General features: G+C 67.6%; 21 protein-coding genes. 11 read left to right on the forward strand and 10 right to left on the reverse strand.

Translation table 11 applies throughout. The features are described from left to right. Positions 1-21: 21 nt before the first annotated feature. From RAC81_RS00220 to RAC81_RS00230, 3 genes are all read left to right on the forward strand, one after another. Positions 22-1,146 (forward strand): 5-(carboxyamino)imidazole ribonucleotide synthase, encoded by a 1,125-nt coding sequence (locus RAC81_RS00220; RefSeq protein WP_375080425.1) that lies wholly within the window; start codon positions 22-24, stop codon positions 1,144-1,146. Between the two features lie 120 nt (positions 1,147-1,266). Further along, a complete protein-coding gene (gene purE, locus RAC81_RS00225) occupies positions 1,267-1,734 on the forward strand; it encodes a 5-(carboxyamino)imidazole ribonucleotide mutase (protein WP_375080979.1) in 468 nt (155 codons plus the stop codon). A 50-nt stretch (positions 1,735-1,784) separates the two neighbouring features. Next, positions 1,785-3,185, forward strand: coding sequence for an LCP family protein (locus RAC81_RS00230; RefSeq protein WP_375080426.1), 1,401 nt, complete (start codon positions 1,785-1,787; stop codon positions 3,183-3,185). A 214-nt stretch (positions 3,186-3,399) separates the two neighbouring features. On the opposite strand, the gene RAC81_RS00235 is transcribed toward RAC81_RS00230, so the two are convergent. Together RAC81_RS00235 and RAC81_RS00240 are read right to left on the reverse strand one after the other, a co-directional pair. After that, positions 3,400-3,972 (reverse strand): hypothetical protein, encoded by a 573-nt coding sequence (locus tag RAC81_RS00235; protein ID WP_375080427.1) that lies wholly within the window; start codon positions 3,970-3,972, stop codon positions 3,400-3,402. 143 nt (positions 3,973-4,115) lie between these two features. Next, positions 4,116-5,882 carry a DUF4012 domain-containing protein gene (locus tag RAC81_RS00240; RefSeq protein WP_375080428.1) on the reverse strand — a complete coding sequence of 589 codons (1,767 nt, stop codon included), beginning with the start codon at positions 5,880-5,882 and terminating at the stop codon, positions 4,116-4,118. 84 nt (positions 5,883-5,966) lie between these two features. Between RAC81_RS00240 and RAC81_RS00245 the strand changes: the two genes are divergently transcribed. After that, positions 5,967-7,040 (forward strand): glycosyltransferase, encoded by a 1,074-nt coding sequence (locus RAC81_RS00245; protein ID WP_375080429.1) that lies wholly within the window; start codon positions 5,967-5,969, stop codon positions 7,038-7,040. A 24-nt stretch (positions 7,041-7,064) separates the two neighbouring features. Here RAC81_RS00245 and RAC81_RS00250 read toward each other — a convergent pair whose 3' ends face one another. Both RAC81_RS00250 and RAC81_RS00255 read right to left on the reverse strand, forming a co-directional pair. Further along, on the reverse strand, positions 7,065-7,799 hold the full coding sequence (locus tag RAC81_RS00250; RefSeq protein WP_375080430.1) for an ABC transporter ATP-binding protein: 735 nt from the start codon (positions 7,797-7,799) through the stop codon (positions 7,065-7,067). Continuing rightward, the gene (locus tag RAC81_RS00255; RefSeq protein WP_375080431.1) at positions 7,783-8,652 is read right to left on the reverse strand and encodes an ABC transporter permease; all 870 of its coding nucleotides are present in this window, start codon (positions 8,650-8,652) and stop codon (positions 7,783-7,785) included. Before RAC81_RS00255 ends, RAC81_RS00250 begins: the two co-directional genes overlap by 17 nt. A gap of 181 nt (positions 8,653-8,833) precedes the next feature. On the opposite strand from RAC81_RS00255, the gene RAC81_RS00260 reads away from it, so the two are divergent. Genes RAC81_RS00260 through RAC81_RS00275 form a run of 4 tightly spaced genes read left to right on the forward strand, consistent with a single transcriptional unit; the run spans position 8,834 to position 14,039 of the window. Then, entirely contained in the window at positions 8,834-10,765 is a 1,932-nt protein-coding gene (locus RAC81_RS00260; RefSeq protein ID WP_375080432.1) for a DUF6541 family protein, read from the forward strand. Between the two features lie 45 nt (positions 10,766-10,810). After that, complete coding sequence (locus tag RAC81_RS00265) at positions 10,811-11,701, forward strand: glycosyltransferase family 2 protein (protein ID WP_375080433.1); 891 nt, start codon at positions 10,811-10,813, stop codon at positions 11,699-11,701. Positions 11,702-11,751: 50 nt separating this feature from the next. Then, the gene (locus RAC81_RS00270) at positions 11,752-12,888 is read left to right on the forward strand and encodes an NAD-dependent epimerase/dehydratase family protein (RefSeq protein WP_375080434.1); all 1,137 of its coding nucleotides are present in this window, start codon (positions 11,752-11,754) and stop codon (positions 12,886-12,888) included. Beyond that, a complete protein-coding gene (locus tag RAC81_RS00275; RefSeq protein WP_375080435.1) occupies positions 12,807-14,039 on the forward strand; it encodes an acyltransferase family protein in 1,233 nt (410 codons plus the stop codon). Before RAC81_RS00270 ends, RAC81_RS00275 begins: the two co-directional genes overlap by 82 nt. On the opposite strand, the gene RAC81_RS00280 is transcribed toward RAC81_RS00275, so the two are convergent. The 3 genes from RAC81_RS00280 to RAC81_RS00290 are packed head-to-tail and all read right to left on the reverse strand — an operon-like array spanning position 13,954 to position 16,993. Next, entirely contained in the window at positions 13,954-14,712 is a 759-nt protein-coding gene (locus RAC81_RS00280) for a glycosyltransferase (protein ID WP_375080436.1), read from the reverse strand. The two genes, RAC81_RS00275 and RAC81_RS00280, sit on opposite strands and share 86 nt — an antisense overlap. Beyond that, positions 14,705-16,009, reverse strand: coding sequence for a lipopolysaccharide biosynthesis protein (locus RAC81_RS00285; RefSeq protein WP_375080437.1), 1,305 nt, complete (start codon positions 16,007-16,009; stop codon positions 14,705-14,707). Before RAC81_RS00285 ends, RAC81_RS00280 begins: the two co-directional genes overlap by 8 nt. 3 nt (positions 16,010-16,012) lie before the next feature. After that, complete coding sequence (locus RAC81_RS00290) at positions 16,013-16,993, reverse strand: glycosyltransferase (protein WP_375080438.1); 981 nt, start codon at positions 16,991-16,993, stop codon at positions 16,013-16,015. A gap of 100 nt (positions 16,994-17,093) precedes the next feature. On the opposite strand from RAC81_RS00290, the gene RAC81_RS00295 reads away from it, so the two are divergent. Then, positions 17,094-18,104 (forward strand): glycosyltransferase, encoded by a 1,011-nt coding sequence (locus RAC81_RS00295; protein ID WP_375080439.1) that lies wholly within the window; start codon positions 17,094-17,096, stop codon positions 18,102-18,104. Between the two features lie 4 nt (positions 18,105-18,108). Here the strand turns inward: RAC81_RS00295 and RAC81_RS00300 are convergent, their stop codons facing one another. Genes RAC81_RS00300 through RAC81_RS00310 form a run of 3 tightly spaced genes read right to left on the reverse strand, consistent with a single transcriptional unit; the run spans position 18,109 to position 21,377 of the window. Further along, positions 18,109-18,519 carry a DUF2304 domain-containing protein gene (locus RAC81_RS00300; protein ID WP_375080440.1) on the reverse strand — a complete coding sequence of 137 codons (411 nt, stop codon included), beginning with the start codon at positions 18,517-18,519 and terminating at the stop codon, positions 18,109-18,111. After that, positions 18,516-19,253 (reverse strand): glycosyltransferase family 2 protein, encoded by a 738-nt coding sequence (locus tag RAC81_RS00305; RefSeq protein WP_375080441.1) that lies wholly within the window; start codon positions 19,251-19,253, stop codon positions 18,516-18,518. Before RAC81_RS00305 ends, RAC81_RS00300 begins: the two co-directional genes overlap by 4 nt. Before the next feature lie 39 nt (positions 19,254-19,292). Next, positions 19,293-21,377 (reverse strand): hypothetical protein, encoded by a 2,085-nt coding sequence (locus tag RAC81_RS00310; protein ID WP_375080442.1) that lies wholly within the window; start codon positions 21,375-21,377, stop codon positions 19,293-19,295. 102 nt (positions 21,378-21,479) lie between these two features. Between RAC81_RS00310 and rfbA the strand changes: the two genes are divergently transcribed. Together rfbA and rfbB are read left to right on the forward strand one after the other, a co-directional pair. Continuing rightward, on the forward strand, positions 21,480-22,352 hold the full coding sequence (rfbA, locus tag RAC81_RS00315) for a glucose-1-phosphate thymidylyltransferase RfbA (RefSeq protein ID WP_375080443.1): 873 nt from the start codon (positions 21,480-21,482) through the stop codon (positions 22,350-22,352). Next, positions 22,349-23,347: a dTDP-glucose 4,6-dehydratase gene (gene rfbB, locus RAC81_RS00320; RefSeq protein WP_375080445.1), complete on the forward strand. Its 999-nt coding sequence runs from the start codon at positions 22,349-22,351 to the stop codon at positions 23,345-23,347. Before rfbA ends, rfbB begins: the two co-directional genes overlap by 4 nt. Positions 23,348-23,349: the final 2 nt, after the last annotated feature.

Below are 23,349 nucleotides of genomic sequence, written 5' to 3' on the forward strand. Positions count from 1 at the left end.
CCCGACGAATGGAGGCGGCACATGGCGCTGCGCGTGGGCGTGATCGGTGGAGGCCAGCTGGCCAGGATGATGATCGCTCCGGCGGTCGAACTCGGGCTCGATCTGCGAGTGCTCGCTGAGAGCGAGGGCATGTCGGCGCAGCTCGCGGCCACAGCCGTCGGCGACTACCGCGACCTCGACACTGTCAGGGCGTTCGTGAAGGACGTCGACGTCGTCACGTTCGACCATGAGCACGTGCCGCAGGAGGTCCTCCGGGCGCTCGTCGCAGAAGGGGTCGAGGTGCATCCAGGACCGGATGCCCTGCAGTTCGCGCAGGACAAGCTCGTGATGCGCGCGCGGCTCGCCGAGCTGGGCGTTCCCCAGCCCGACTGGGCGCCCGTGCGCGACGCCGCCGAGCTCCAGGCCTTCCTCGACGCGCACGACGGTCGGGGAGTGGTCAAGACTCCGCGCGGCGGCTATGACGGCAAGGGCGTTCGCGTCGTACGCGCGGCGGACGAGGCGCAGGACTGGCTGGAGGCACTGGCGGCGGGTGAGGCGCTGCTGGTGGAGGAGCTCGTCGGGTTCGTCCGCGAGCTCGCGCAGCAGGTGGCCAGACGTCCGAATGGCGACATGGTCGCGTACCCGGTCGTAGAGACCGTGCAGCGTGACGGGGTGTGCGCCGAGGTCATCGCCCCCGCGCCGGCGGCCCCCGACCGCCTCGTGCAGGTGGCGGAGGGCATCGGACGGCAGATCGCCGAAGGGCTCGGTGTCACCGGCATGCTCGCGGTCGAGCTGTTCGAGACCGATGATGAGCGGATCCTCGTGAACGAGCTCGCCATGCGCCCGCACAACAGCGGCCACTGGAGCCAGGACGGCGCTGTGACCGGTCAGTTCGAGCAGCACCTCCGTGCCGTCGCCGACCTGCCGCTCGGCGACCCGGAACCCCGGTCGCCGTGGTCGGTCATGGTCAACATCCTCGGCGGCCCTCAGGAGGGCACGATCGGGGAGCGGTTCGCCGGAGCGATGGTCGAGCACCCCTCGGCGAAGATCCACACCTACGGCAAGGACCCGCGTCCCGGCCGAAAGGTCGGGCACGTCAACGTGTCCGGCGACGACCTCGACGACGTCGTGTACGTGGCCAGAGCGGCCGCAGCGCACTTCGAGTGAGGCGCGCAGCGGCTCGGTGCTCCTCGCGTGCCGTTCGGGGGATCTCCCAGCCGTAGACCGTAGCCTGAGTGGGTGACTGAGCCACTGCACTCCTCCGCCGCTCCACTGGTCGGCGTCGTCATGGGTTCCGACTCGGACTGGCGCGTGATGAGCGACGCATCCCAGGCGCTCAGCGACTTCGGGATCCCGCATGAGGTCGAGGTCGTCTCGGCTCACCGCACCCCCGACAAGCTCATGCAGTACGCCCGCGAGGCGCGGGGCCGCGGCATCCGGGTCATCATCGCCGGCGCGGGCGGAGCTGCTCATCTGCCTGGCATGCTCGCGTCGATGACGGCGCTGCCCGTCATCGGCGTCCCCGTCCCGCTCGCGTACCTGGACGGTATGGATTCGCTGCTGTCGATCGTGCAGATGCCGGCGGGCATTCCGGTGGCGACGGTCTCGATCGGCGGGGCGAAGAACGCCGGCCTCCTCGCGGTACGCATGCTCGCGACGTCCGACGACGACCTCGCCGACCGAGTCGAGGCATACGCGCTCGACCTCGAAGCGCAGGTCGAGGAGAAGAACGAGCGGCTGAAGGGCTCGCTGTGACCCTCGCGCCGCCGCGTGGTGCGGCGCGACCTCTCATCGAGACGCGCCCCATGCGGAATCCCGACACTGCGGATGCCGGCATCATGATCAAGCGCGGGTGGTGGATCGTTCTCCTGAACGTTCTGATCCCCGGCTCAGCGCAAGTGGTCGCCGGCAACCGGAAGCTCGGTCGTCTGGGCCTCGGCGCGACGCTGCTGTCGTGGTTCCTCGTCGTGGTGACGGTGGGGCTTGCGCTCTTCGCGCGCCCCGTGTTCCTGTGGCTCACGGTCGGCGGCGGGTGGATCTCGGCCGTGATCCTCACGATCGTCCAGGTGCTGCTCATCGCCTACATCGCCCTGTGGATCGTTCTGACGTTCGATGCCCTGCGCATCGTGCGGCTGGTGCGGATACCCGGTCCGTCGAAGTTCGCCATCCCGCTCGTGGCACTTCTGATCCTCGGACTCGTCGGCGGATCGACCGCCTACGCGTCGACCATCGTGGGCTCGGCACGGAACACGATTTCGACGATCTTCGGTCAGAGCGGGCCGAGCCTGCCGCCGAGTGACGGGTATTACAACATCCTGCTGCTCGGAGCCGACAGCGGCGACGGCCGCGACTCGATGCGGTTCGACAGCATCTCGGTGGTGTCGGTGAACGCCGACACCGGGGCGGTGACCATCACGGGCATTCCGCGCGAGCTGCCGAACGCGCCGTTCAGCGAGGGCAGCCCGATGCAGGCGCTGTATCCGAACGGCTTCGAGGGGCACAGTTCCAATTCCTGCGGGTGGAACGGATGGATGAACCACGTCCGCAACGCCGCAGAGATCTGCCGCGAGGACGGCGGCAAGAGCCTGTATCCGGATGCGGCGGCTCACGGCTCGGACCCCGGCATCGAGGCGACGAAGGATGCCGCGGAGGGCGTGCTCGGCATCGAGATCCCGTACTACGTGTTCGTCGACATGCACGGCTTCGCCGCCCTCGTCGACGCTCTCGGGGGTGTCGACATCAATGTCACCGAGAGACTGCCGAAGGGCGGACCGCCGGACGGCGTGGACCCGCACGATGTCGACGCGTGGGCGATCGGCTGGATCGAGCCGGGGCAGCAGCACATGGACGGCGACACCGCCCAGTGGTACGCGCGTTCGCGCTACACGACCAGCGACTGGGATCGCATGAAGAGGCAGCGGGAACTGCAGGAGGCGATCCTCGCGCAGTTCACGCCGCAGACCGTGCTGACCCGGTTCAACGAGGTCGCGGCGGCGGGAACGGCACTCATCAGCACCGATCTTCCGCAGGACAAGCTGCCCGAATTCTTCGACCTGATGACGAAGGCGAAGGAGCAGACGGTCACGACGATCGAGCTCACGCCGGACAGCGGCATCGATGAGCACTCGCCGGATTACGCGTACATCCGCGAGCTCGTCCAGCAGACGCTGCACCCGCCGACCCCGACTCCGACGCCCGCTCCCTGAGCGGGCTCGGGTGCGGGACGACCCGTGACAACGAACAAGCCCACGGCCGGCTCCCGGGAGTGAGAGGACGGCCGTGGGCCTTCCGGTTCAAGACCGGATTCGCCAGGCGACGGTGATCGGAGGGGGAGGGATCACCGTCGCCCAGTCGATTCCCGCGGAGCGGGAATCTGATCTCGGCACGCGTGCGTCAAGGTGCCAGCGTGCGTTGAGCGGGTCAGGCGCGCTTGCGGCGAACGATCCCGGTGGCGACGAGTGCGCCGCCGCCGATGAATGCAGCAGCACCTGCGCCGAGCAGCCACGGTGACACGCTGCCACCGGTGAGCGCCAGCTCGAGCCCGTCACCCGTGAGCGGCATCTCAGTTCCTGCCGCGACGACGCCGGGATCGTGGTCACAGCTCGCCGCGGCATCGTGTCCGTGCGACACCGTGATGAGCGCCGTGTACGACCTGGAGCCCGAGAAGGCGAGCGAGTACGAGCCCTCTCCGTCGGACGGCGGTCGGAAGGTCAGCAGCAGGCTGCCGTCGGCAGCGGCCGTGTTGCCCGAGACGGCGGCAGCGCCGGCGTTCGCACCGGAGACCGACACGCCCACGTTCTCGGACGGCTGGAAGTAGCCCGGACCGAAGACGACGGTGGACACCTCGCAGAGGTCGATGACCGGGTCACCCACGGACACGCGCGGCGTGTCTGCGTACGAGTCGGACCCGTTCGGTGCGGCGGAGGCGACGGCGGGTGCCATGAGCACGAGTGCGCCAGCGGTCAGGCTGATGGCAGCCAGTTTCTTCAGCATGATTCTCCCCAGAGATACACGCGGAATCGCACCCGGACACACCCCTGCATCCGATTGCGTGGGCTCATCCTGTCCCCACGACAGGATTGGTGAACCCAGTTATTCCCCAGTGGACTAGAGACTACATCATGCTTCGACGAAAGTCACGGAGTGCAACGAAGTTCTTCGCGCAAGATCTCGGGATTCCGGATCATCGGCGTGTGCTCGACCTCTGTCAGTCGTTCGCCGGCGCCCGTCCCCTGGAAGTCGACCGTGACCGTGGCCGACTCGCCCGGAGCGAGCAGCACCTCCTGCTGCACGGCCGAGCGCGCTCCGAGCAGCGCCGTCTGCACGTCGTCGTCCCCGCCGCCGCCCTCTCGGTCCACGCGAGACGGAGTCGCCCCTTCCGGGCCGAACACCGTGATGAGCGTGCGCACTGTGCCGGGTTCGACGCCGTACGTCCCTCCTCCCGTGACGTACTCGGGGAGGGTCGTTCCGGCATCCGCGGGTGCGTCGTTCGTCCAGGTGACGCTCACCCGCGTCGTCGGCTCTCCGTCGCACCGCCCGACCGCGGTCCTGATGGCCGCGTCGGTGTAGTAGTCCATCTTGGCGCCCGTCGTGTCGTTGAAGAGCACGCCCACGTGACTGCTCACGTCGTCTCGGGGGAGCGCACCGCCGAGAGCTGTTCCGGCGAGGAAGGCCTCCTCCTCCTCGTGCGCGCTCCAGATCCGGATGCGATCCTGCTCGGCCGACGCGGCGAGAGCTGCGACCAGGGCCTTCGGATCGGTGCCTGACAGCGCTGCTCCGAACAGCGCACCGGCCGCCTCGGCGAAGATCTGGTCCTGCGCAGCCGGGTCGGGCACTGCCGAGTAGATGCCCGAGACGAGGAGGCTCACGACATCGTCCTCGGTGACGGCGAACGGTCCGAAGGTGAGCGGTCCGGTCGCGGCGAGGAGGTTCTCGGTCACGACGGCATCCACGGCGATGACTCCGTCGATGGGCGTCCCGAAACGCTGCTGCCACCTGGTGGCGACGAGCGCCCCGGCCTCGGTGAAGTCGGGGATGCTCGTGATGTTCTGCAGGTAGCGACCCGGACGGTCCTCGAAGAGCGCGACGGTGGATTCACTCAGCGGAAGCGACTCGGCGAGCGGCGGAAAGTCGAGCGTCGAGGCCTGCTGGACGAGGCTGATCTGACCGTTCTCCGCGTGCAGCAGTGCGATGGCCCCGATGATCCCTCCGGATGAGCGCAGCTCCGCGTTGTTCTGCATCGCGACGACATAGTTCCTCGGGCCCTCCGCGCCGAGCATGCTCGGCAGCAGCGCGGCTGCGCCGTGCAGGGAGCCGACGACCGTGGCCGCCTGCGTGACGGCCGACCGCATCTCGCCGACCGCGTCGGCCAGCGGAGGGAGCGTCGCACCGGCGTCGATGGTCAGCGCGCGCTCCTCAGCGGCGCTCAGCGTGGCGGACGCGTCGGCCAGCGGGGGCTCGATCGCGGCGAAGGGTGTGAGGTCGATCCGCCCCCCGGAGAACCCGAGGCTCGCCAGGTCGAGCCTGCCTGCGACATCGAGGACGGGGATGAGGGCATCCGACGCGACGTCGTCCGCGATCGCGGCGATGTCGCTGACCGCCGAGAAGTTCGGGCCGATCCACGGCAGCACGCCGAACGCCTGCCAGACGGGGTCGGAGGTGAGTCCGTGCGCGGACTCGGCGTGATGGGCGACGCGGTCGGACAATCTGGACGCCCGCTCCAGGTCGCCCTCGCCGATCGCGGACTTCAGCTGCGTGGCGGACTTCGAGATCTGCTGCAGGTCGCTCACGGCGCCGATGCCGCGCACCGTCACCCACCCGATCGCGAGCACGAGAAGGGTCAGGATCACGCCGACGGTCCACCGCAACCATCGGCGACGTACCGGCAGGCGTCCGTCACTCACCTCTGCATTCAAGCACGTGCCGCATATCGGCGTCGCTCCGCGCCGCCTCCGGGATTCGACGAGGCCGGAGATTACGCTTGTCGCATGGGTGCTCGGTTGCGTGTCGTTCTGGATCAACTGGCGCATGTCGTCGATCAGGATCAGGCCTGGGCGGCTCTCGACCTGACACGCGCTCTCGTTGACACGGCGCCGTCCGGATGCGACGTCGAAGCGATCGTCCCCGCTCAGGGCGATGTGGCGGTGCCCGGCCTCGCCGCTGTGCACCGGCTGGCGCTGGCGCGCCGCGAGCTCGCGGCTTCCTGGCAGATGGGGATCGTGCCGGGAGTCGGCGGTGGGCTCATCCACTCCGCGTCGCTGATGGCGCCGCTCGTGCGGCACGATCGGGTGCACGACAACGATCAGACGACGGTCACGCTGTGGGACCTGAAGGCCTGGGATGCCCCGGAGACAATGGCGAAATCCGCGGTCTCATCGCATCGGGCCATGCTCAAGCGCGCGGTGAAGCACGCGGACGCGGTCGTCGTGCCCACGCACTCCATCGGTGGGCGACTCGCAGAGATCGCCAAGCTGGGGGAGCGGATCCGGGTGATCCCCGGAGCAGCGCCGTCCGGATTCGTCGTGCCGCTCGACGCGGCAGGGCGCCGTGCCGCCCTGATGGTCCCCGACCGCTACATCGTCGTCACCGGACGGCCGGCGAGTATCGAGGCGGGCTTCCGGGCGGCTGCCGCCGCGGACGCGGATGCCGTGGTGCTGGACGCGCCGGAGGGTGCGGAGCCCCGGTTCGCGGAGATCGCGGCCGCCGCCGGTCTCCCCGAGGCTCGAGCCCGCATCCGCTCCGCCCTCCCTGCGGAGGACCGTGCAGCCCTGCTCGCCGGCGCCGCGGCCTTCGTCGCGACGGACGACGTCGCGGCGTGGCCCTGGCGCGCCGTCGAAGCCATGACGCTCGGGGTGCCGATCGTCGCGCGCGACATCGGCGTGCACCGCGACGTCATCGCGGACGGAGGCACGATCGTCGCCGAGGGCGATATCGAGGGTGCCGTGGTCGACGCGACGGGAGCCGCGGCTCGACGCCTCAGCGTGCTGGCTGCAGATCGGTCCCGCGCGTTCTCCTGGCATGGCGCCGGCGAACGTGTCTGGGGGCTGCACGCCGACCTGTGACCTGCTGTGTGCGAGGGGCGGGAGTCAGGACCGCATGAGCTCCACTGCGCTCTTGCTCGCGCCGTCGAAGCGCACCTTGCCGCCTTCGAGGAGGATCCCCCGCTCGCAGAGGTCCGAGACCATGTTCAGGTCGTGGCTCACGACGACCAGTGTCTTCCCCTGTGCGTGCAACTCCCGCACGCGGGCTAGGCACTTCCTCTGGAACGGCTCGTCACCGACCGACAGGATCTCGTCGATGAGCAGGACGTCCACGTGGGTGTGGATGGCGACCGAGAACGCGAGTCGGAGGAACATCCCGGAGGAGTAGTGCTTCACCTCGGTGTCGATGAACTTCTCAATCTCGCTGAATTCGACGATGGAGTCGAACTGATCCTTGGTCTCCTGCTTGGACATGCCGAGGATGGCCGCGTTGAGGTAGACGTTCTCTCTGCCCGAGAGGTCGGGGTGGAATCCCGCGCCGACCTCGATCAGTCCGGCGACTCGCCCTCGCGTGAGGACCCGACCCTCATCGGGGCGCAGGACGCCTGAGATCAGCTTGAGCATCGTGGACTTGCCCGAGCCGTTGAACCCGAGCAGCGCGACCGCCTCGCCCTCGCCGATGTCGAAGGAGACCCCGTCCAGGGCCTGGAAATCGGAAGTGAGCGGCTTGCGCCTCATCGCGGCGACGAAGGTCTCCTTGATGGAGTGCGTGTGGCGAAGCTTGAAGTGCTTGTGGACGTCCTCCACGCGGATGCGCGAGGTGTCAGAGATCCTGTGCAAAGCGACCCTCCAGGCGGCGGAAGACGAGCTCGCCGATGATCAAGAAGACGATGGACACCGCCAGGGCGACGAGCGCATGCACCCACAGCGACGGGAGGGGCTGCGCGTTCGCGGGATCCAGGGCGTGCCAGATCCCGAAGTGGAACAGCTCGACGGCGCCCGTGATCGGGTTGAGGGCGTAGAGCTGGAACAGCCAGTCGGGGACCTTCGTGGCGACCATCTGCCACTGGTACATCACCGGCGACGCCCACACCGACACCATCACGATGATCTCGACGAAGCTCTGCGCGTCGCGGAACGTCACGTTCACGGCTCCGAACAGCATGCCGAGGCCCGTCGCGAGCAGCGCGATGATGACGAGGCCGAACAGGAGGGCGCCGACGCCGATGAACGTCGGCGACCATCCGAAGAACAGCGCGATCACGATCACGACGATGATCTGCGGCACGGTGTTGATGGCGGCGACCATCGTGCTCGCGATCGGGAACATCTGGCGCGGGAAGTAGATCTTCTTGATCAGAGCCGCGTTCTCCACGAGCGACTTGGTCGCGTTCGAGAACGACTCGTTGAAGAACGTCACCGCGGTGATCCCGGACAGAAGGTACAGCGGGTAGTACTCGATGCTGTCGTTGAGCCTCAGGAACACGCCCAGCGCGAAGAAGAAGACCAGGAACTGGATGAGCGGCTTGACGTAGGACCACAGCCAGCCCAGCACGGACCCGCGATAGCGGATGCCGACCTCTTTGCGCACGATCAGGCTGAGCAGGTAGCGACGACGGAAGACGTCGAACAGACCGGTGCTCGCGCCGGGCTGGATCATGCGCTGATCCAGGGGCGCGGGTGCGTGTGACACCGTGCTCTCCACCTCCGTCGGGCGTCCTGTTCGGGCGGAACGCCTCACCAATCATAGATTCTCGCCGAAGACGATGAGCACAGGCCGGATCCGGTGTGTCGGCTGGCATCCAGGCGAACATCGATAGGATCGACGCCGGTGCCCGACCGCCGGACGCCGGAACCAGGGAGGCCACGCGCGCATGGGATGGATCGACCTCGGCCTGGCCGTCGCGGCGGTCGCCGCCGTCGTTCTCGTCCCCGGCCTCGTGGTCTCTCTGCTGCTCGGCGCGCGGGGACACGTCGCCTCGGCCCTCTCGGTCCCGGCGGGGGTCACGGCCATCGTGCTCGGTGCCATCGCGGCGCCCGTGCTCGGACTCTCCTGGGGGATCATCCCGGTCCTCGCCGCCACCGGCGCGATCGCCGTGATCGCGCTCGTCCTGCGCGTCATGCCGTGGTTCCCCACGAGCGCGCTGCGGTCGGAGACGAGGATGCCGCGTGCGGCCCTCGCCGCACTCGCCGCGGCGGTGCTCGTCCTCGTTGTCCAGCTGCTCCTCGTGATCGGCCGCCCCGAGAACATCTCGCAGACGTTCGACAACATCTTCCATCTCAACGCCGTGCGGTACGCGCTCGACACGGGCTCGGTGTCCCCGTTCACGATCGGGTCGATGACCAGTGCCGAATCGGGCGGCCTGCCCTTCTATCCCTCGGGGTGGCATGCGGTCGTCTCGCTCGTCGTACAGCTCACGGGCGTGAGCATCCCGATCGCCTCGAACGCGACGATGATCCTGTTCGGCGCGTTCGCGTGGCCGGTCTCGACGCTGCTTCTCACGCGGACCCTGATCGGGTCGTCGGCCTCAGCGCTGATCGCGGCCGCGGCGGTCGCGGTGGCGATCCCCGCGTTCCCCCTGCTTCTCATCGAGTACGGAGTGCTGTTCCCGTACATGATGTCGCTGAGCATGATCGCCGTCCCCCTCGCACTCGTCATCACCGCGAGCGCGAGGCGGACCTGGAGCGAACGCTGGCCGCTGCTCGTCGGCGCGCTCGGGACGTTTCCCGCGATCGCCGTCGCACACCCCGGCGGTTTCGTCGCCCTCTTGGTGTTCCTGAGCGTCGCGCTGACGGTGCGCTGGCTCCTGCTGCTCTTCTCGGACGCGACGCGACGAGCGAAGCTCCTCTCTTCGGCGGGCGCGGCCGTGTACGCGGTCGCGGTGCTCGCCTTCTGGTACGTCCTACGTCCCCCGGCCGACGCGCGTTCCTGGCTGCCCACCGAGACCGTCGGCCAGGCGATCGGCGAGGTGCTGACCGGCTCCGTGTGGTTCGGGCCGGTGAACATCGTCGTCAGCGTCCTCGTCATCGCGGGTCTTGTCGTCGCCCTCCGGCGTCGCGATGCCACGGACTGGATGGCCGTCGGATTCCTCCTCGCCGCCGGGGGACTCTACATCGTCGTCTCAGGTCTCCCGTACTGGACGCCGCGGGACATCCTCACCGGAGCCTGGTACAACAACGCTCCTCGCCTCGCCGCGATCCTCGCGATCGCCTGGGTGCCGCTCGCTGCGATCGGCGGATCCAGACTGTGGGAACTCGCGCGACTCGCCGCGCAGCGGATCCCGCGGCGCGGCGTACGGCGTGCGGTGCTGGCGGCCGGAGTCGTGCTGGTGCTCGTGGTGCTCCCGCAGGCGACCAACATGCGTCAAGCCGTGAGCAGCGCGCACGGCGCCTTCGCGACCACCCCGCAGTCCCAGCTGCTGACATCCGACGAACTCGCCCTGATCGAACGTCTCGACGACGAGGTCCCGGAGGACGCGGTCATCCTCGGAAGCCCGTGGACGGGCACCGCGCTCGCCTACGCCATCGCGGATCGTCGTGTGGTGATGCCGCACACGCTGATGGACATCACCGAGGAGATGTCCGTGCTGCTCGATCGACTCGACAGCGCCCGCGCCGGCGCTTCGGACGTCTGCGAGGCTCTCGACGACCTCGGTGTGGAGTACGTGCTCGACTTCGGCACGCAGGAGGTCAACGGCGGCGAACACCCCTACGAGGGACTCGACCGCCTTTCGACCTCCGACGCGGTCGAGAAGGTGGACGAGGTGGGCGACGCCGTCCTCTACAGGGTGGTGCTCTGCGGATGAGCGCATCGCGGGACAGCGGAAGCGAAGAGCGGGGAGAATGAGGACATGACGCTGGAGATCTTCGTGCCGTTCTGGGGGGATCCCGGGCTGCTGAGAGAGACCGTCGACTCCGTCCGGGCACAGACCGACGAGGACTGGCGGCTCATCGTCATCGACGACTGCTATCCGGACGCCTCCGTCCCGGAGTACTTCGCAGGAATCGACGACCCGCGCATCCATTACACCCGCAACGAGAAGAACCTCGGGATCACGGAGAACTACCGCGAGGCGATCCGCCGCGCGACGACGTCGCACATCACGATCCTGGGATGCGATGACCTCCTGCATCCGAACTACGTCGCTCTCGTGAAGAGGGTGATCGCGCGCCTCCCGGACGTGGATGTGATCCAGCCCGGCGTGCAGGTGATCGATGAGACGGGAGCCGTCGTGCGTCCACTCGTCGACCGGGTCAAGCAGGGCCTTCTGGCTCCGCGCGGCGGCGAAGGCATCGCCGTGCTCAGAGGGGAGCGGATGGCCACGAGCCTCATGCGCGGGGACTGGCTGTACTGGCCGTCCCTCACGTTCCGCACTGAAACCCTTGCGCGGATCGACTTCCGTGACGGGCTCCCGATCATCCAGGATCTCGCGCTGCTCATGGACATCGCCTTCGCGGGTGGATCGCTCGCGTACGTGCCCGAACTCGCGTTCTCGTACCGCCGTCACGGTTCCAGCGCATCCCAGAAGACGCTCCTCGACGGACGTCGGTTCCGCGATGAACGTGCGTACCTGGCGGTCGCACGGCGACTCGCCGATGAGAGGAACTGGCGACGCACCAGCGCGACGGCTCGCGCCCGCGTGATGTCGCGGTTGCATGCGGTCACCGAGCTGCCTCACGTCTTCAGGCACGGAGATCGCGCTGGGCTACAATCGACGCTGGCGCACATCTTCGCGGTCTGAGCGGAGTGGACGTCCACTCGCGAGTAGACACACCTGCAGGAGGCCCCCGTATGCCCGAACACGTGCTCATCACCGGAGGCGCCGGATTCATCGGCACCAGGCTCGCAGCGCGGTTCGCACAGGACGGTCACCGGATCACGGTCCTCGACTCGTTGATTCCGCAGGTGCACGGGGACGACCCCGAGACGACGTCGCCGCTGCTGCGTTCACTCGACGGCGTCGCCGACGTCGTCGTCGGCTCCGTCGAGTCGGTGGACGACCTCAGGCGGGCGCTCGCCGGTGCGACGATCGTCGTGCACCTCGCCGCAGAGACCGGCACGGGACAATCGATGTACGAGATCGACCGCTATGTCGGAGCCAACGTCGGAGGCACGGCCAAGCTCCTCGATATCCTGGCCAACGAGGACCACGGTGTCGGACGGGTTGTCATCGCCTCGTCGCGGTCGATCTACGGGGAGGGCGCCTACCTCACTCAGGACGGGCGGAGGGTCTTCCCCGGCCATCGCGCGGATGCCGACATGGCAGCCGGTGACTTCGACGTGCATCTGCCGGGCGAAGGACCGCTCCGGGTCATCCCGACCGACGAGAGTGCACTGCTGCACCCCTCGTCGGTCTACGGCATCACGAAGCAGATGCAGGAATCGCTGGTGATGACCGTCGCGCCGACGATCGGTGTCGAGGCCGCCGCGGTGCGCTATCAGAACGTCTACGGGCCGGGTCAGTCTCTGAAGAACCCCTACACCGGCATCCTCTCGATCTTCTCCACGCTCATCCGACAGGGCAAGGAGATCAACATCTTCGAGGACGGCGAGGAGAGCCGGGACTTCGTGTACATCGACGACGTGGTCGAAGCCACCTATCTCGCGGCGACGGACCCGCGGGCAGCCGGAGAGATCTTCAACGTGGGATCCGGCGTGGCGACGACCGTCAACGAGGTCGTCGAGGCACTGTTCTCGGCCTTCGGTCGCGAGGTTCCGACGCGCATCTCCGGCAACTATCGACTCGGCGACATCCGGCACAACGTCGCCGACACGTCGCACCTGGCGGACCGGCTCGGCTTCACTCCGCGCGTCGGCTTCCGGGAAGGCGTGGCGGCGTTCGTCGAATGGGTGCTGTCGGAGCCGGTCGAAGAGGATCAGTATCAGCGATCGCTCGACGAGATGGCGCAGCGGAACCTTCTCAAGTGAGAATCGCTCTGAGGAGGTCGAGAGCGTTCCCGTACCGGGACAACAGTCTGAACCTCTTCCGCTTGATCCTCGCGTTCCTCGTGCTGTTCGCCCACGGGTACTACGTCGTCGGACGCTCGGACAGTCCCGGCTTCAACGGCGAGAATCTCGGCGGCTGGGCCGTCATCGGGTTCTTCGTCATCAGCGGATTCCTGATCACGCGCTCGAGGTTCCGGAGCAACCCCGGGACGTTCCTGCTGCACCGCATCGCCCGGATCATGCCTGCCTTCGTCGTATGCCTCGTGATGACGGCATTCGTCTTCGGGCCGATCGCTCAGGTGCTGACGCACGGGACGATCGCCGGGTACTTCTCGAACGGCCCGACACCGTTGGAGTACATCTGGGGGAATCTCTTCCTCCACGTCGACCATTATCAGATCGGCGCGTCGCTGTCGGATGTGCCCTATCCGGACGCGTGGAACGGCTCCCTCTGGACGCTGTATTTCGAGTTCCTCTGCTACCTGACGGTGTGGTTGCTGGGCGGTCTCGCGATCTACCGGAAGTCGATCTCCGTGGTCGCCGTGCTGTGGATGCTGTCGGTGCTCGTGAGGATCGCCTTCGCCAGCGGCATCACCGGGGGACTCGACGGCGACTTCGGCCTTTTCACACGCCTTCTGCCGTACTTCCTTGGCGGCTCGTTGATCTACCTCGTCGTGCAGAGATGGGGACTCTCGCCGATCCTGGGCATCGCCAGCATCCCTCTGGCCGGTGTGCTCATGGTGTTCGTCCCCATCGCGGGAGGGCCGCTCGCCGCGCCGCTCATCGGCTATGCGCTGCTCTATCTCTCGACGGTCGTCCCGCAGCCCGCGTGGATCGCTCGCAACGACGTCTCTTACGGGTTCTACATCTATGCCTGGCCGGTGCAGCAACTCACGGTGATCGTCGGTGGTGCCGCCTTCGGAATGGGCGTCTACCTCGCCATCACGACGATCGCGACGTTCCTCCTCGGCTGGGCGAGCTGGATGCTCGTCGAGCGGCACTTCATCCGGCTCGCGCGAGGATCGGCGCCGCCGTCCGGCACGACCCTCAACGAGAACGCAGCGACGACCGACGCCGGCGCGCCTCGCGCCACAGACGGAGCAGCAGGAGCCGGGACCTCAGCGCCGCTCTGACGCCTCTCGGCCGCGGGGTCGATGCGTTGTCCGAGTGCACACGCCGCAGAAGGGTCGGCTGCTCGAGGTGCCCGAGCACGGCCGACGCGTTCGCGACGGTGGCGATCCAGAGGTCGTGCGACTCATCGAGGTGGTCGGGGAAGGGCAGCACGAGATCGAGCGCGTCGCGCCGGAGAGCCATCGTGCACCCGAAGTAGGGAGCGTCGCCGAGCAGGATGCGCGCCTCGTTGCGCATCCTGCGCGCCGCGTCTCGCGATCGCAGGAGCCATGGGCGGCCCGTGATCGGCGATCGTAGCGGAGCGTGCGACTCGAGCAGGAGAAGGTTCGATGCGACCACGGCGTGCGAGGCTGTCGCATCGACCAGCGCGTCGAGGCGTCCGTCGATCCAGACGTCGTCCTGGTCCGACAGGACGAGCACCTCGTTACGCGCCAGGGTCAGCGCGCGCTCGAACGTGCGGACGTAGCCGAGGTTGCGCGCGTTCCGATGCACCACGATCCTGCGATCGCCGATGTCTTCCACGAGGTCGGCGGTCCCGTCCGTGCTCTCGTCGTCGATGACGAGCAGCTCGTCATGCTCATGCAGCTGCGCGAGAATCGAGTCGATCTGCTCCCGCACGAAGCGGGATCCGTTGTACGTCGCCATGCAGACGCTGACGGACGGACGCTCAGGCATCGGGTTCCTCCTGTCTCGACGCGGAGTGGTCGCGGTCCTCGTCCGGATCGGACACCGGGGCGGGCAGTCCATTCCCGGCCCGAAGCGCGGTGCGCAGGGCGAAGAGCTGGTAGATCGCGACGCAGATCTCGGACACGGCGACGGCCGACGCGACGAGCAGCAGCGAGCCCGTCCCGGCGCCGAACAAGATCAGCGGTGCGCCGACCGCGGCCCCGACGACGGTGCTGCCGGCCAGCGCCTTCGTGCGCCCGACCGCCACCAGGCACGCGTATCCCACCACCGCCGTGGTCCCGATGCCGATGAACGCGACGCCGAGCGGGATGCTCACGGCGAGGGGCACGCCGACCTCGTTCGCGCCGAGTATCGGACCGAACACGGGGGAGAGGAACGCGATGCACGCTCCGCCCAGCGTCCCGATCGCGACCGCGGCGATCGTCGCGATCCGCGTGCGGCGGGAGAACTCGGCGGGGATCTCCGGAACCCACCCCTGGAAGAACTGCTGGACGGGGAGGAAGGCGATGGATGCGAAGCGGAACATGCGGTCCGCGATGAGGTAGGAGGCGAGAGCGGGACCGTCGCCGAGGAAGGCATTGATCGCCAGCACCGGGAGCGTGACGTAGAGCGAACTCGTCGCAGAGGTCACGACGGCGTGTCGCTGGGAGGAGAGCACGGTGCGCGTCGGTCGCGGTTCGGTGCCGTCGGCGGTCTCGCGGGTATGCCGCCAGATGTACGCGCTGTCGCACGCGGCGGCGACGCCGGATCCGACAGCCTGCAGGGCGAGGAAGGACCAGGCTTGGTGTGTGATGTGCGCAGCCACGATGCCGGAGATCGTGCCGAGAGCCGTAGGAAGCGTGTTCATCAGAAGAAGCCGTGCGGGCTTCGCGGCTCCCGCGTAGTACCAGGTCCCGCCGAGTGCCGGCAGGAGGTAGGCGACGGTCCCGAGTCCTGCGATGAGCGCGTCTCCCCGGAGCATCACGGCGAGGATCGCGAAGCTGAGCGGTGCGGCCACCGCCGCGAGAATGAGACGCGAGCGCAGCGATTCGAGGAAGAGGGAGTGGCGCCGGGCGAGCGCGGTGCTCGCGACGAGGGCCGGGCCCGTGGCACCCCAACCGAAACCGACGAAGATCGCGGCGAACTGGACGAATGTCTGCGCGACACCGATCTGCGCCCATGCACCCGCGCCGAGTGCGGTGATGAGCGTCGGGATCGCGGCCACGCTGATCACCGCCGTGATCGCCACGGAGACGGTGAATCCGCTCAGCCGGCGAAGTGCGACGAGACCGCGGGGGCGTCTCACCGTTCAGCCCTCATCCGCGGCTCCTTGTGCCCGGTCGAGAACGCCGCCGCCCTCGACCAGGGGTGCATTCCATGACACAGTGGCGGCTCGGACCGCGAGCGAGTCAGGCATACGCCCCATGCGTCGGCGCAGTCCGGCGTTCACGCCCGCGCGGAGAACGGCTGCGAAGGTCGCGCGCGGGCGGGCGACGACGGCCGCGTTCGCGAAATGGAGGACGTCGATGAGCGTGTCGCGGAGGATCTGCCCCGGGGCGGAGCGAGCGTGCAGACGATTGAGGACGATGCGGTTCCGGACCCGGTAGAAGTATCGGAACGGCGTGCTGAAAGTCGTCACAGCGGGGAGACCGGGCAGGCTCAGCGGCCGCCCGAAGAGCATCCGCGCGTACTGCCGGCCGAGTTGGTGCGCGAGAGCGGCGCCGGGCGCGGCGATGGTGCGGTAACCGCTGGCGCGGACCCGGAGCTCGAACTCGGTGTCGACGAGATCGATGAAGAAGTCCGAGCGCATCATGCCGACGTCCTCGAGGACCGCGGCTTCGACGAGCATCCCGGATTGGATGATGTTCCTGGCCAGCAAGGTCCCGTCGTCGAGACGTGCGTGTGCTTGACGGACGTCGGCGAAGTACTCGGGCACGACGAGGCCGACCCTGTGCCCTCGAGCGACGGCATGGTCCAGTGCGGCGTCGACCGATCGAACGTATCCCGGATCGATGTGCGAGTCCTGGTCGAAGGAGAGGATGCGTGACGCACCCCCCGCGACCGCTATCTCGTACCCGCGATTGAGTGCCGCTGCGATTCCCGAGTTCTGCGGCAAGCGTTCCACGATCGCACCGCGATCAGCGATGGCAGACAGGACGGCCACGTAGTCCGCGCCGCTGGCGTCGTCGACCACGACGACGCGCTCGACCTGCGCGGCGATCGAATCGTACGAGTTCAGGAAGTCCTCGTCGGGTCGGAACGTCGAGATGATCGCCCAGATCGCGTGCACTGGTCGCCCTTCCCTCGTTCCGACTGAACCACCCTATCCGCTCGGCGTGCTCCCCACCGCACAGTAGACTGAGGAGCTCATCTGCGGAGGGAACGTCGCTGTGCGCGAACAATTCGGATCGATCGTGCTCGCGGCATACCAGCCGGATCCGGAGCTGTTCCGCAGTCAGCTGCTGTCGATCAGGTCGCAGTCCATCGAGGACTGGGAGTGCGTGATCACCGTGGACGGGGACCCGCGACCGATCGCCGAGCTCGTCGTGTCCTCGACGCAGGGCGACCCTCGCTTCCGCGTCATCGGCGACGGCAGTCGGCGCGGATTCATCCTCAACTTCGAGCACGGCATCCGCGCCGTCGATCCCGAGGCTCGGTGGGTCGCGCTCAGCGACCAGGACGACGAGTGGTACCCGCACAAACTCGAGGTGCTGTTGCCTCATCTCACGGAGGTCGACCTGGTGAGTGCCCAGTCGCGCCTCGTCGAGAAGCCCTCGGGGCGCGTTCTCGGTGTGACCTCGCGCCACGACCCGGATCTGGTCGGAACGCTCCTCGACAACCAGTTCAGCGGTTCGGCCTTCGTGTTCCGGCCTGAGATCCTCTCGGTCGCGCTGCCGTTTCCGACGGTGTCGACGCGGACAGCGGCGCACGACCATTGGCTCGCCGTGGTGGCGGCGTCAGGGCGCGGAACGCGCATGCTCCCGGACGTACTGCAGGACTATGTGCAGCATCAGGGGAATGTCTTCGGTGATCCGAGCGGGATGACGGGGCCGGGCGGACCGCTGGGATCCGTGCGCACGGCGTTCGACCTGGCTCAGAAGTGGGAGGGATCACGCAGCCCCTTCGCGCTGGCGCGCATGGTGTTCTGGCTCAACGTCGGGTGGCGGCAGCTCCTCGCCGACACTCTGATCCAGCGGACGGACCTCGGCACGAGCGCGCGCCTCGCCGAGATCGACTCGTACTTCTCTGCGGCGCGCCGCTTCTCCGCGCTTCACCGCCTGCTGCGGCAGGCTGTGACGGACGGCCGTGTCTCGCGCCGCTTCCGTCTCGAGTATCTCGCCAGCTGGTTCGCGGGCATCCTCGTCCGCGGGCGTGCGCTCGTGCGGCGAGTGCGAGGGTGAGCGCTTAAGCGTCCTGCTCGGGGGCGGCGTGGGACTGACGCCGAAGGTCTTCCACCGATCGTTCGAGTTCGGAGATCCGTGACTCCTGGTCCTCTCGATCGAGGCGGCCGATAGCCGCCTCCTCGGCCAGCCGCCTGATCTCCTCCTCCGCCTGAGACAGTTCCCAAGAGAGGTGAAGCGTCGCTGCGAGCAGGAGGAAGATAGCGAGCGTGAACAGGAGGTTGGCTGGGACCTGGAAACCCAGACTCGCGGTGAGGAAGGTCAGCGCCTGCGGGAAGATCCCCAAGAGCAGCACCGCCAGTCCGATCACCAACCAGATGATGGCGTACTTCTCACGCAGCTGACGCTTGAGCAGGAGCGTCAGGACGACCCCGAGGATGACGATCGCGAGTCCGATGGCTCCGGCGACGATCATCGGTTCTCTCCCTGCGTTCGGTGTACGGCGGGACGACGCATGATCGAAAGTCCGAGCGCCATCACCGAGCGCATCAGATACAGGGTCGACCCGAAGAATCCCTGGCTCGGCGTGCCGTGCATGCGCGGGCGCATCGCCACCGGGACCTGGGTGACGGTCAGCCCCGCGTGCACGGCCGCCACCAAGGAGTCGATGGTGTCTCCCAGGTACTCAGCGGGATAGTAGTCGACGTATTGGTCGATGGCCCGCCGGTTGCCGGCGCGGAAGCCGCTGGTCACATCGGTGAGCGGCGTTCGCGCGACTCGGGAGAGGACCTTCGCGAGCACCACCATCGCCCAGCGCCGTGGCCCGCGACTCTTGTAGTCGCCGACGTCGGCGAAACGTGCGCCGATGGCGATGTCGGCGTGCTCGAGCGCCCCGACGATGCTGCGGATGTCCACTGGGTTATGCTGACCGTCCGCGTCCACCTGGATCGCCGCTTCGTACCCGCCTCGCTGCGCTCGGACGTAGCCGGCGCGCATCGCGCCGCCGACGCCGAGGTTGAACGGCAGTTGCAGCACAGATGCTCCGGCATCCCGCGCGACGGCGGCGGTGGAGTCGGTGGACCCGTCGTCGACGACGAGGACGTCCGTGTGGGGGAGAGCGGCGCGGATCTCCGCGACTGTCCTGCCGACGTTGCGCTCCTCGTTCCATGCGGGAACGATGACCAGGACCCGGTCGAGGGACGAACTCATGCTGTCATTCTATGGGACGGGCTCTGAGCGCTCCGCGCATCACGGCAGGGGCGCTCCCACCTGATACGCCCCGAAGAAGGATGCGTCGAGCTTTGCGACCGGAATCGGCCAGACGGGGCCGGCGAGAGCGATCAACTGCTGCTGGGTGGTGACGTGACGCAGCTGCCCGCCCCGCATCACATAGATCTTCTCGTCGCCGAAGGACACGAAGGCGTTCTCGGCGAGGTGAGGCGCTCCCTTGGGATATGCGGCGATCGTCTGAGAGGACCAGGTCACGGTGTAAGGGAAGCGACCGCCGTTGAGCTCGAGCAGCCGAGCTCCTGATTGCACGTGCCGGAGCTTTCCGTCACGCAGCTCGTAGATGGGATCGGCGGTCTTGGACTTGATGAACAGCGGTGCCGCGATGGTGGCGTTGCTCCGCGGCAGAACCGCGCAGATCGAGTCCGGGAGGCGCGGCATCTGCACCCCGGGCGGTGCCGTCGCCAGTCGTCCCATGCGACCCCCGTCCGTGACGAGATTCTCGTTGCCGCAGACGACGAACGGGGCGAGTCCGGTCACCGTCTTGTAGCCGGAGAAGGTGCCGTCCGGCACCGGCTGATACGCGGTGATGCCCGCATCGGCGCTGAGCTCCCAGGTCGGGATGTGCATGAGCTCGGTGCCCGTGCCGACGATGTACACCTCGTCCCGCGACGACTCCTTCACGAGGGTGCCAGGCGCCAGAATGGCCCTGCCGCGCGGCGGGTAGGCCGCGTTCCCCGCAGGGAACACCGCGACGTAGTCGCCCGCCGCCGCCCTCTGCTGCTGCCAGGCGAGTCCGTTCGCGATGTGGCGTCGCTGCCCGTTCTCCCAGCGGAAGTAGTCGGGGGAGTCCTCCGAACGGAAGAAATCGCCCACCGGCGTACCCGTCGGGAACGCGTCGATGTGCTCCGGCGAAAGCGGGAGATAGTCCTCGACCCGCATGCCGTAGCGGGAGATCAGACCGGCGGACGCGAAGTGATGCTTCGTCCCGTCCGGCTGCAGCAGGTACATCGCGCCGTTGCGGCCGTCTCTGATCAGGCGGATCACGCGGTTCCCCGTGGGGACGGCGGCGAGGTACTCCGGAGAGACCACCTGCAGGGCTCCGAGCCGCACGCTCAGGGCGCTCAGATCGGAGGGATTCGTGACGTAGTGCTTGCTGCCCGCCGACACGAGGTAGACCTCGTTGCTGTTCGAGGCGCGGACGAGCGACAGGCGTTTGCCCTGGGTGCTGCCGAACCAGTCGGTGAAGATGCGGAAGAAGTTGCGGTTGCCGTAGGCGGAGCAGCCGTCTCCCAGCCCGTATTGATTGTTCAGGGCTGCGCGGTTCGGCTGGTAGGGCGTGTAGTAGTAGAGGGCGGCCGTGGCGGTGTTCTCGACGTACACCGGGGCGCTCCCGCACGCGTGGTTGGGGTTGTAGAGGATGTTCCACGTCCTACCGGGTGCGTAGTACGTGAACCATTTCCCCTCCGCGTAGATCTTGAACTGCCGTGCCGCCCCATAGACCTGATGGAAGAAGCCTGCGAACGCGGGGTCGCAGGCGGCGGTGTCCGGGCAGGCGTGCCCCATCGCCTTCGTGAACCTGCCGGCGTCGGGGTAGGCGGAGGTGACGAGGCTCTGCTCCTTCTCGAGGATCGTCAGCAGCACCTGGGGGTTGATGCCGCAGGACTGTGCGACCTTGGCGATGATCGTGGACGCCAGCTCGCTGAGTCCTGCCGAGTAGCCGTTGCAGTACGCGTCGGCCGCCTTGTTCGGCGTGTGCTGGGAGTAGGTCTTGAGACACGCGTAGGACGAGCGGCACACGCCGACCTTGGAGTTCAGGAAGGCCTGGATCTGCCCCGCATCCATCGTGCTCCGGTCGAAGAACACGGCGTCGGAGATGATGTTGCCCGGGCGGAACTGCGACATGTCTGCCGTCTTGCGGATGGACGAGTCCACCGACGGGGAGCCGGACGCGGTCTGCACGGTCACCGCGACCCCGCCTGACGCCACAGCAGACGTGGAGGCCGAAGCGGTGACGGGTGCCGCCACGAGGAGGGCCGCAGCCACGACGAACGCCGCTGCACCGGCGATGACACCGCGCAGCGAGGGGGATGAGTAGGCGGTCACTCGCTCATTGTGGCGTAAATATACTGCCGATACCAGTGTTGATGATGTGACGCGAGTGAACGGGAGTTCGGGCCACTGAGGGGAATGTGGCACGATATGGGGGTGAAAGGCATCATTCTCGCGGGCGGATCCGGTACTCGATTGCACCCCATCACCCTGGGCGTCTCGAAGCAGCTCATCCCCGTGTACGACAAGCCCATGGTCTACTACCCGCTGTCGACGCTCATGCTCGCTGGCATCCGAGACATCCTCGTCATCACGACGCCGCACGACGCCGCGCACTTCGAACGGCTGCTCGGCGACGGCTCGCAGTTCGGAGTCAACCTCTCGTTCGCCCAGCAGCCCTCCCCGGACGGTCTCGCGCAGGCGTTCACCATCGGCGCGGATTTCATCGGCGACGACAGCGTCGCCCTCGTCCTGGGCGACAACCTGCTCTACGGGCCCGGATTGGGGAGCCGTCTGCAGCGGTTCGAGAAGATCCAGGGCGGAGCGATCTTCGCCTACTGGGTCGCCGAGCCGGAGGCGTACGGGGTCGTGGAGTTCGATGCAGAGGGGATCGCGGTCTCGCTCGAGGAGAAGCCCTCGGCTCCGAAGAGCAACTACGCGGTTCCCGGCCTGTACTTCTACGACAACGACGTCGTTCAGATCGCGCGCGAACTGAAGCCGTCAGCGCGCGGGGAGTACGAGATCACGGACGTCAACCGGGCCTACCTCGAGCGTGGATCGTTGCAGGTCGAGGTGCTCCCTCGGGGCACGGCCTGGCTCGACACGGGCACATTCGACCAGATGACAGATGCGGCGGAGTACGTCCGCACCATGGAACGTCGTACCTCGCTGAAGATCGGCGTCCCCGAAGAGGTCGCCTGGCGTCAGGGATTCCTCTCCGACGAGGAGCTGCGCGAGAGGGCGACGAAGCTCGTGAAGAGCGGCTACGGCGCTTATCTGCTCGATCTGCTGAAGAGAGGAAACGCATGACCCGCCTGCTCGTGACGGGAGGAGCCGGCTTCATCGGTTCCAACTTCGTGCACTACGTCATCGAGAACACCGAGTACGACGTGACGGTGCTCGACGCGCTGACCTATGCGGGCAACCGCGAATCGCTGGCCGGTCTGCCCGAATCGCGTGTCCGGTTCGTCCAGGGCGACATCACCGACGCGGAGCTCGTCGACGGGTTGACCGCTGAGGCCGACGCCGTGGTGCACTATGCGGCGGAATCGCACAACGACAACTCGCTGCACAGCCCGCGTCCGTTCCTCGACACGAACATCGTCGGGACCTACACGCTGCTGGAAGCGGCGAGGAAGCACCGGACCCGGTTCCACCACATCTCCACCGACGAGGTCTACGGCGATCTGGAGCTCGACGACCCGGAGCGGTTCACCGAGCAGACGCCGTACAACCCTTCGTCGCCGTACTCCTCGACCAAGGCGGGAAGCGACCTCCTTGTGCGCGCGTGGGTGCGGTCGTTCGGGGTGGAGGCGACGATCTCGAACTGCTCCAACAACTACGGGCCCTACCAGCACGTCGAGAAGTTCATCCCCCGGCAGATCACGAACGTGCTCCGCGGCATCCGTCCCAAGCTCTACGGAGCGGGGGAGAACGTGCGCGACTGGATCCACGCCAACGATCATTCTTCCGCGGTGCTGACCATTCTGGAGAAGGGCCGGATCGGCGAGACGTACCTCATCGGCGCCGACGGGGAGCGCAACAACAAAGAGGTCGTGGAGTTGATCCTGCAGGAGATGGGTCAGCCCCGCGATGCCTACGACCACGTGACGGATCGCGCCGGGCACGATCTGCGGTACGCGATCGACTCGACCAAGCTCCGCACCGAGCTCGGCTGGTCGCCGCAGTTCGCGGACTTCGAGTCCGGGCTGGCCGCCACGATCGCGTGGTATCGCGACAACGAGTCGTGGTGGGCTCCCTCCAAGGACCGCACGGAGGCCTTCTACGCCTCGAAGGGGCAGTGACC

Source organism: Microbacterium sp. CR_7, assembly GCF_041954755.1.
GTDB lineage: Bacteria > Actinomycetota > Actinomycetes > Actinomycetales > Microbacteriaceae > Microbacterium.

What these genes read in the sequence shown, in the direction of transcription:
- RAC81_RS00220 (WP_375080425.1), top strand. Translation starts at nt 22, where the DNA reads ATGGCGCTGCGCGTGGGCGTGATCGGTGGAGGCCAGCTGGCCAGGATG.
- purE (WP_375080979.1), top strand. Translation starts at nt 1,267, where the DNA reads ATGGGTTCCGACTCGGACTGGCGCGTGATGAGCGACGCATCCCAGGCG.
- RAC81_RS00230 (WP_375080426.1), top strand. Translation starts at nt 1,785, where the DNA reads ATGCGGAATCCCGACACTGCGGATGCCGGCATCATGATCAAGCGCGGG.
- RAC81_RS00235 (WP_375080427.1), bottom strand. Translation starts at nt 3,972, where the DNA reads ATGCTGAAGAAACTGGCTGCCATCAGCCTGACCGCTGGCGCACTCGTG.
- RAC81_RS00245 (WP_375080429.1), top strand. Translation starts at nt 5,967, where the DNA reads ATGGGTGCTCGGTTGCGTGTCGTTCTGGATCAACTGGCGCATGTCGTC.
- RAC81_RS00260 (WP_375080432.1), top strand. Translation starts at nt 8,834, where the DNA reads ATGGGATGGATCGACCTCGGCCTGGCCGTCGCGGCGGTCGCCGCCGTC.
- RAC81_RS00265 (WP_375080433.1), top strand. Translation starts at nt 10,811, where the DNA reads ATGACGCTGGAGATCTTCGTGCCGTTCTGGGGGGATCCCGGGCTGCTG.
- RAC81_RS00270 (WP_375080434.1), top strand. Translation starts at nt 11,752, where the DNA reads ATGCCCGAACACGTGCTCATCACCGGAGGCGCCGGATTCATCGGCACC.
- RAC81_RS00275 (WP_375080435.1), top strand. Translation starts at nt 12,807, where the DNA reads ATGGGTGCTGTCGGAGCCGGTCGAAGAGGATCAGTATCAGCGATCGCT.
- RAC81_RS00280 (WP_375080436.1), bottom strand. Translation starts at nt 14,712, where the DNA reads ATGCCTGAGCGTCCGTCCGTCAGCGTCTGCATGGCGACGTACAACGGA.
- RAC81_RS00300 (WP_375080440.1), bottom strand. Translation starts at nt 18,519, where the DNA reads ATGATCGTCGCCGGAGCCATCGGACTCGCGATCGTCATCCTCGGGGTC.
- RAC81_RS00305 (WP_375080441.1), bottom strand. Translation starts at nt 19,253, where the DNA reads ATGAGTTCGTCCCTCGACCGGGTCCTGGTCATCGTTCCCGCATGGAAC.
- rfbB (WP_375080445.1), top strand. Translation starts at nt 22,349, where the DNA reads ATGACCCGCCTGCTCGTGACGGGAGGAGCCGGCTTCATCGGTTCCAAC.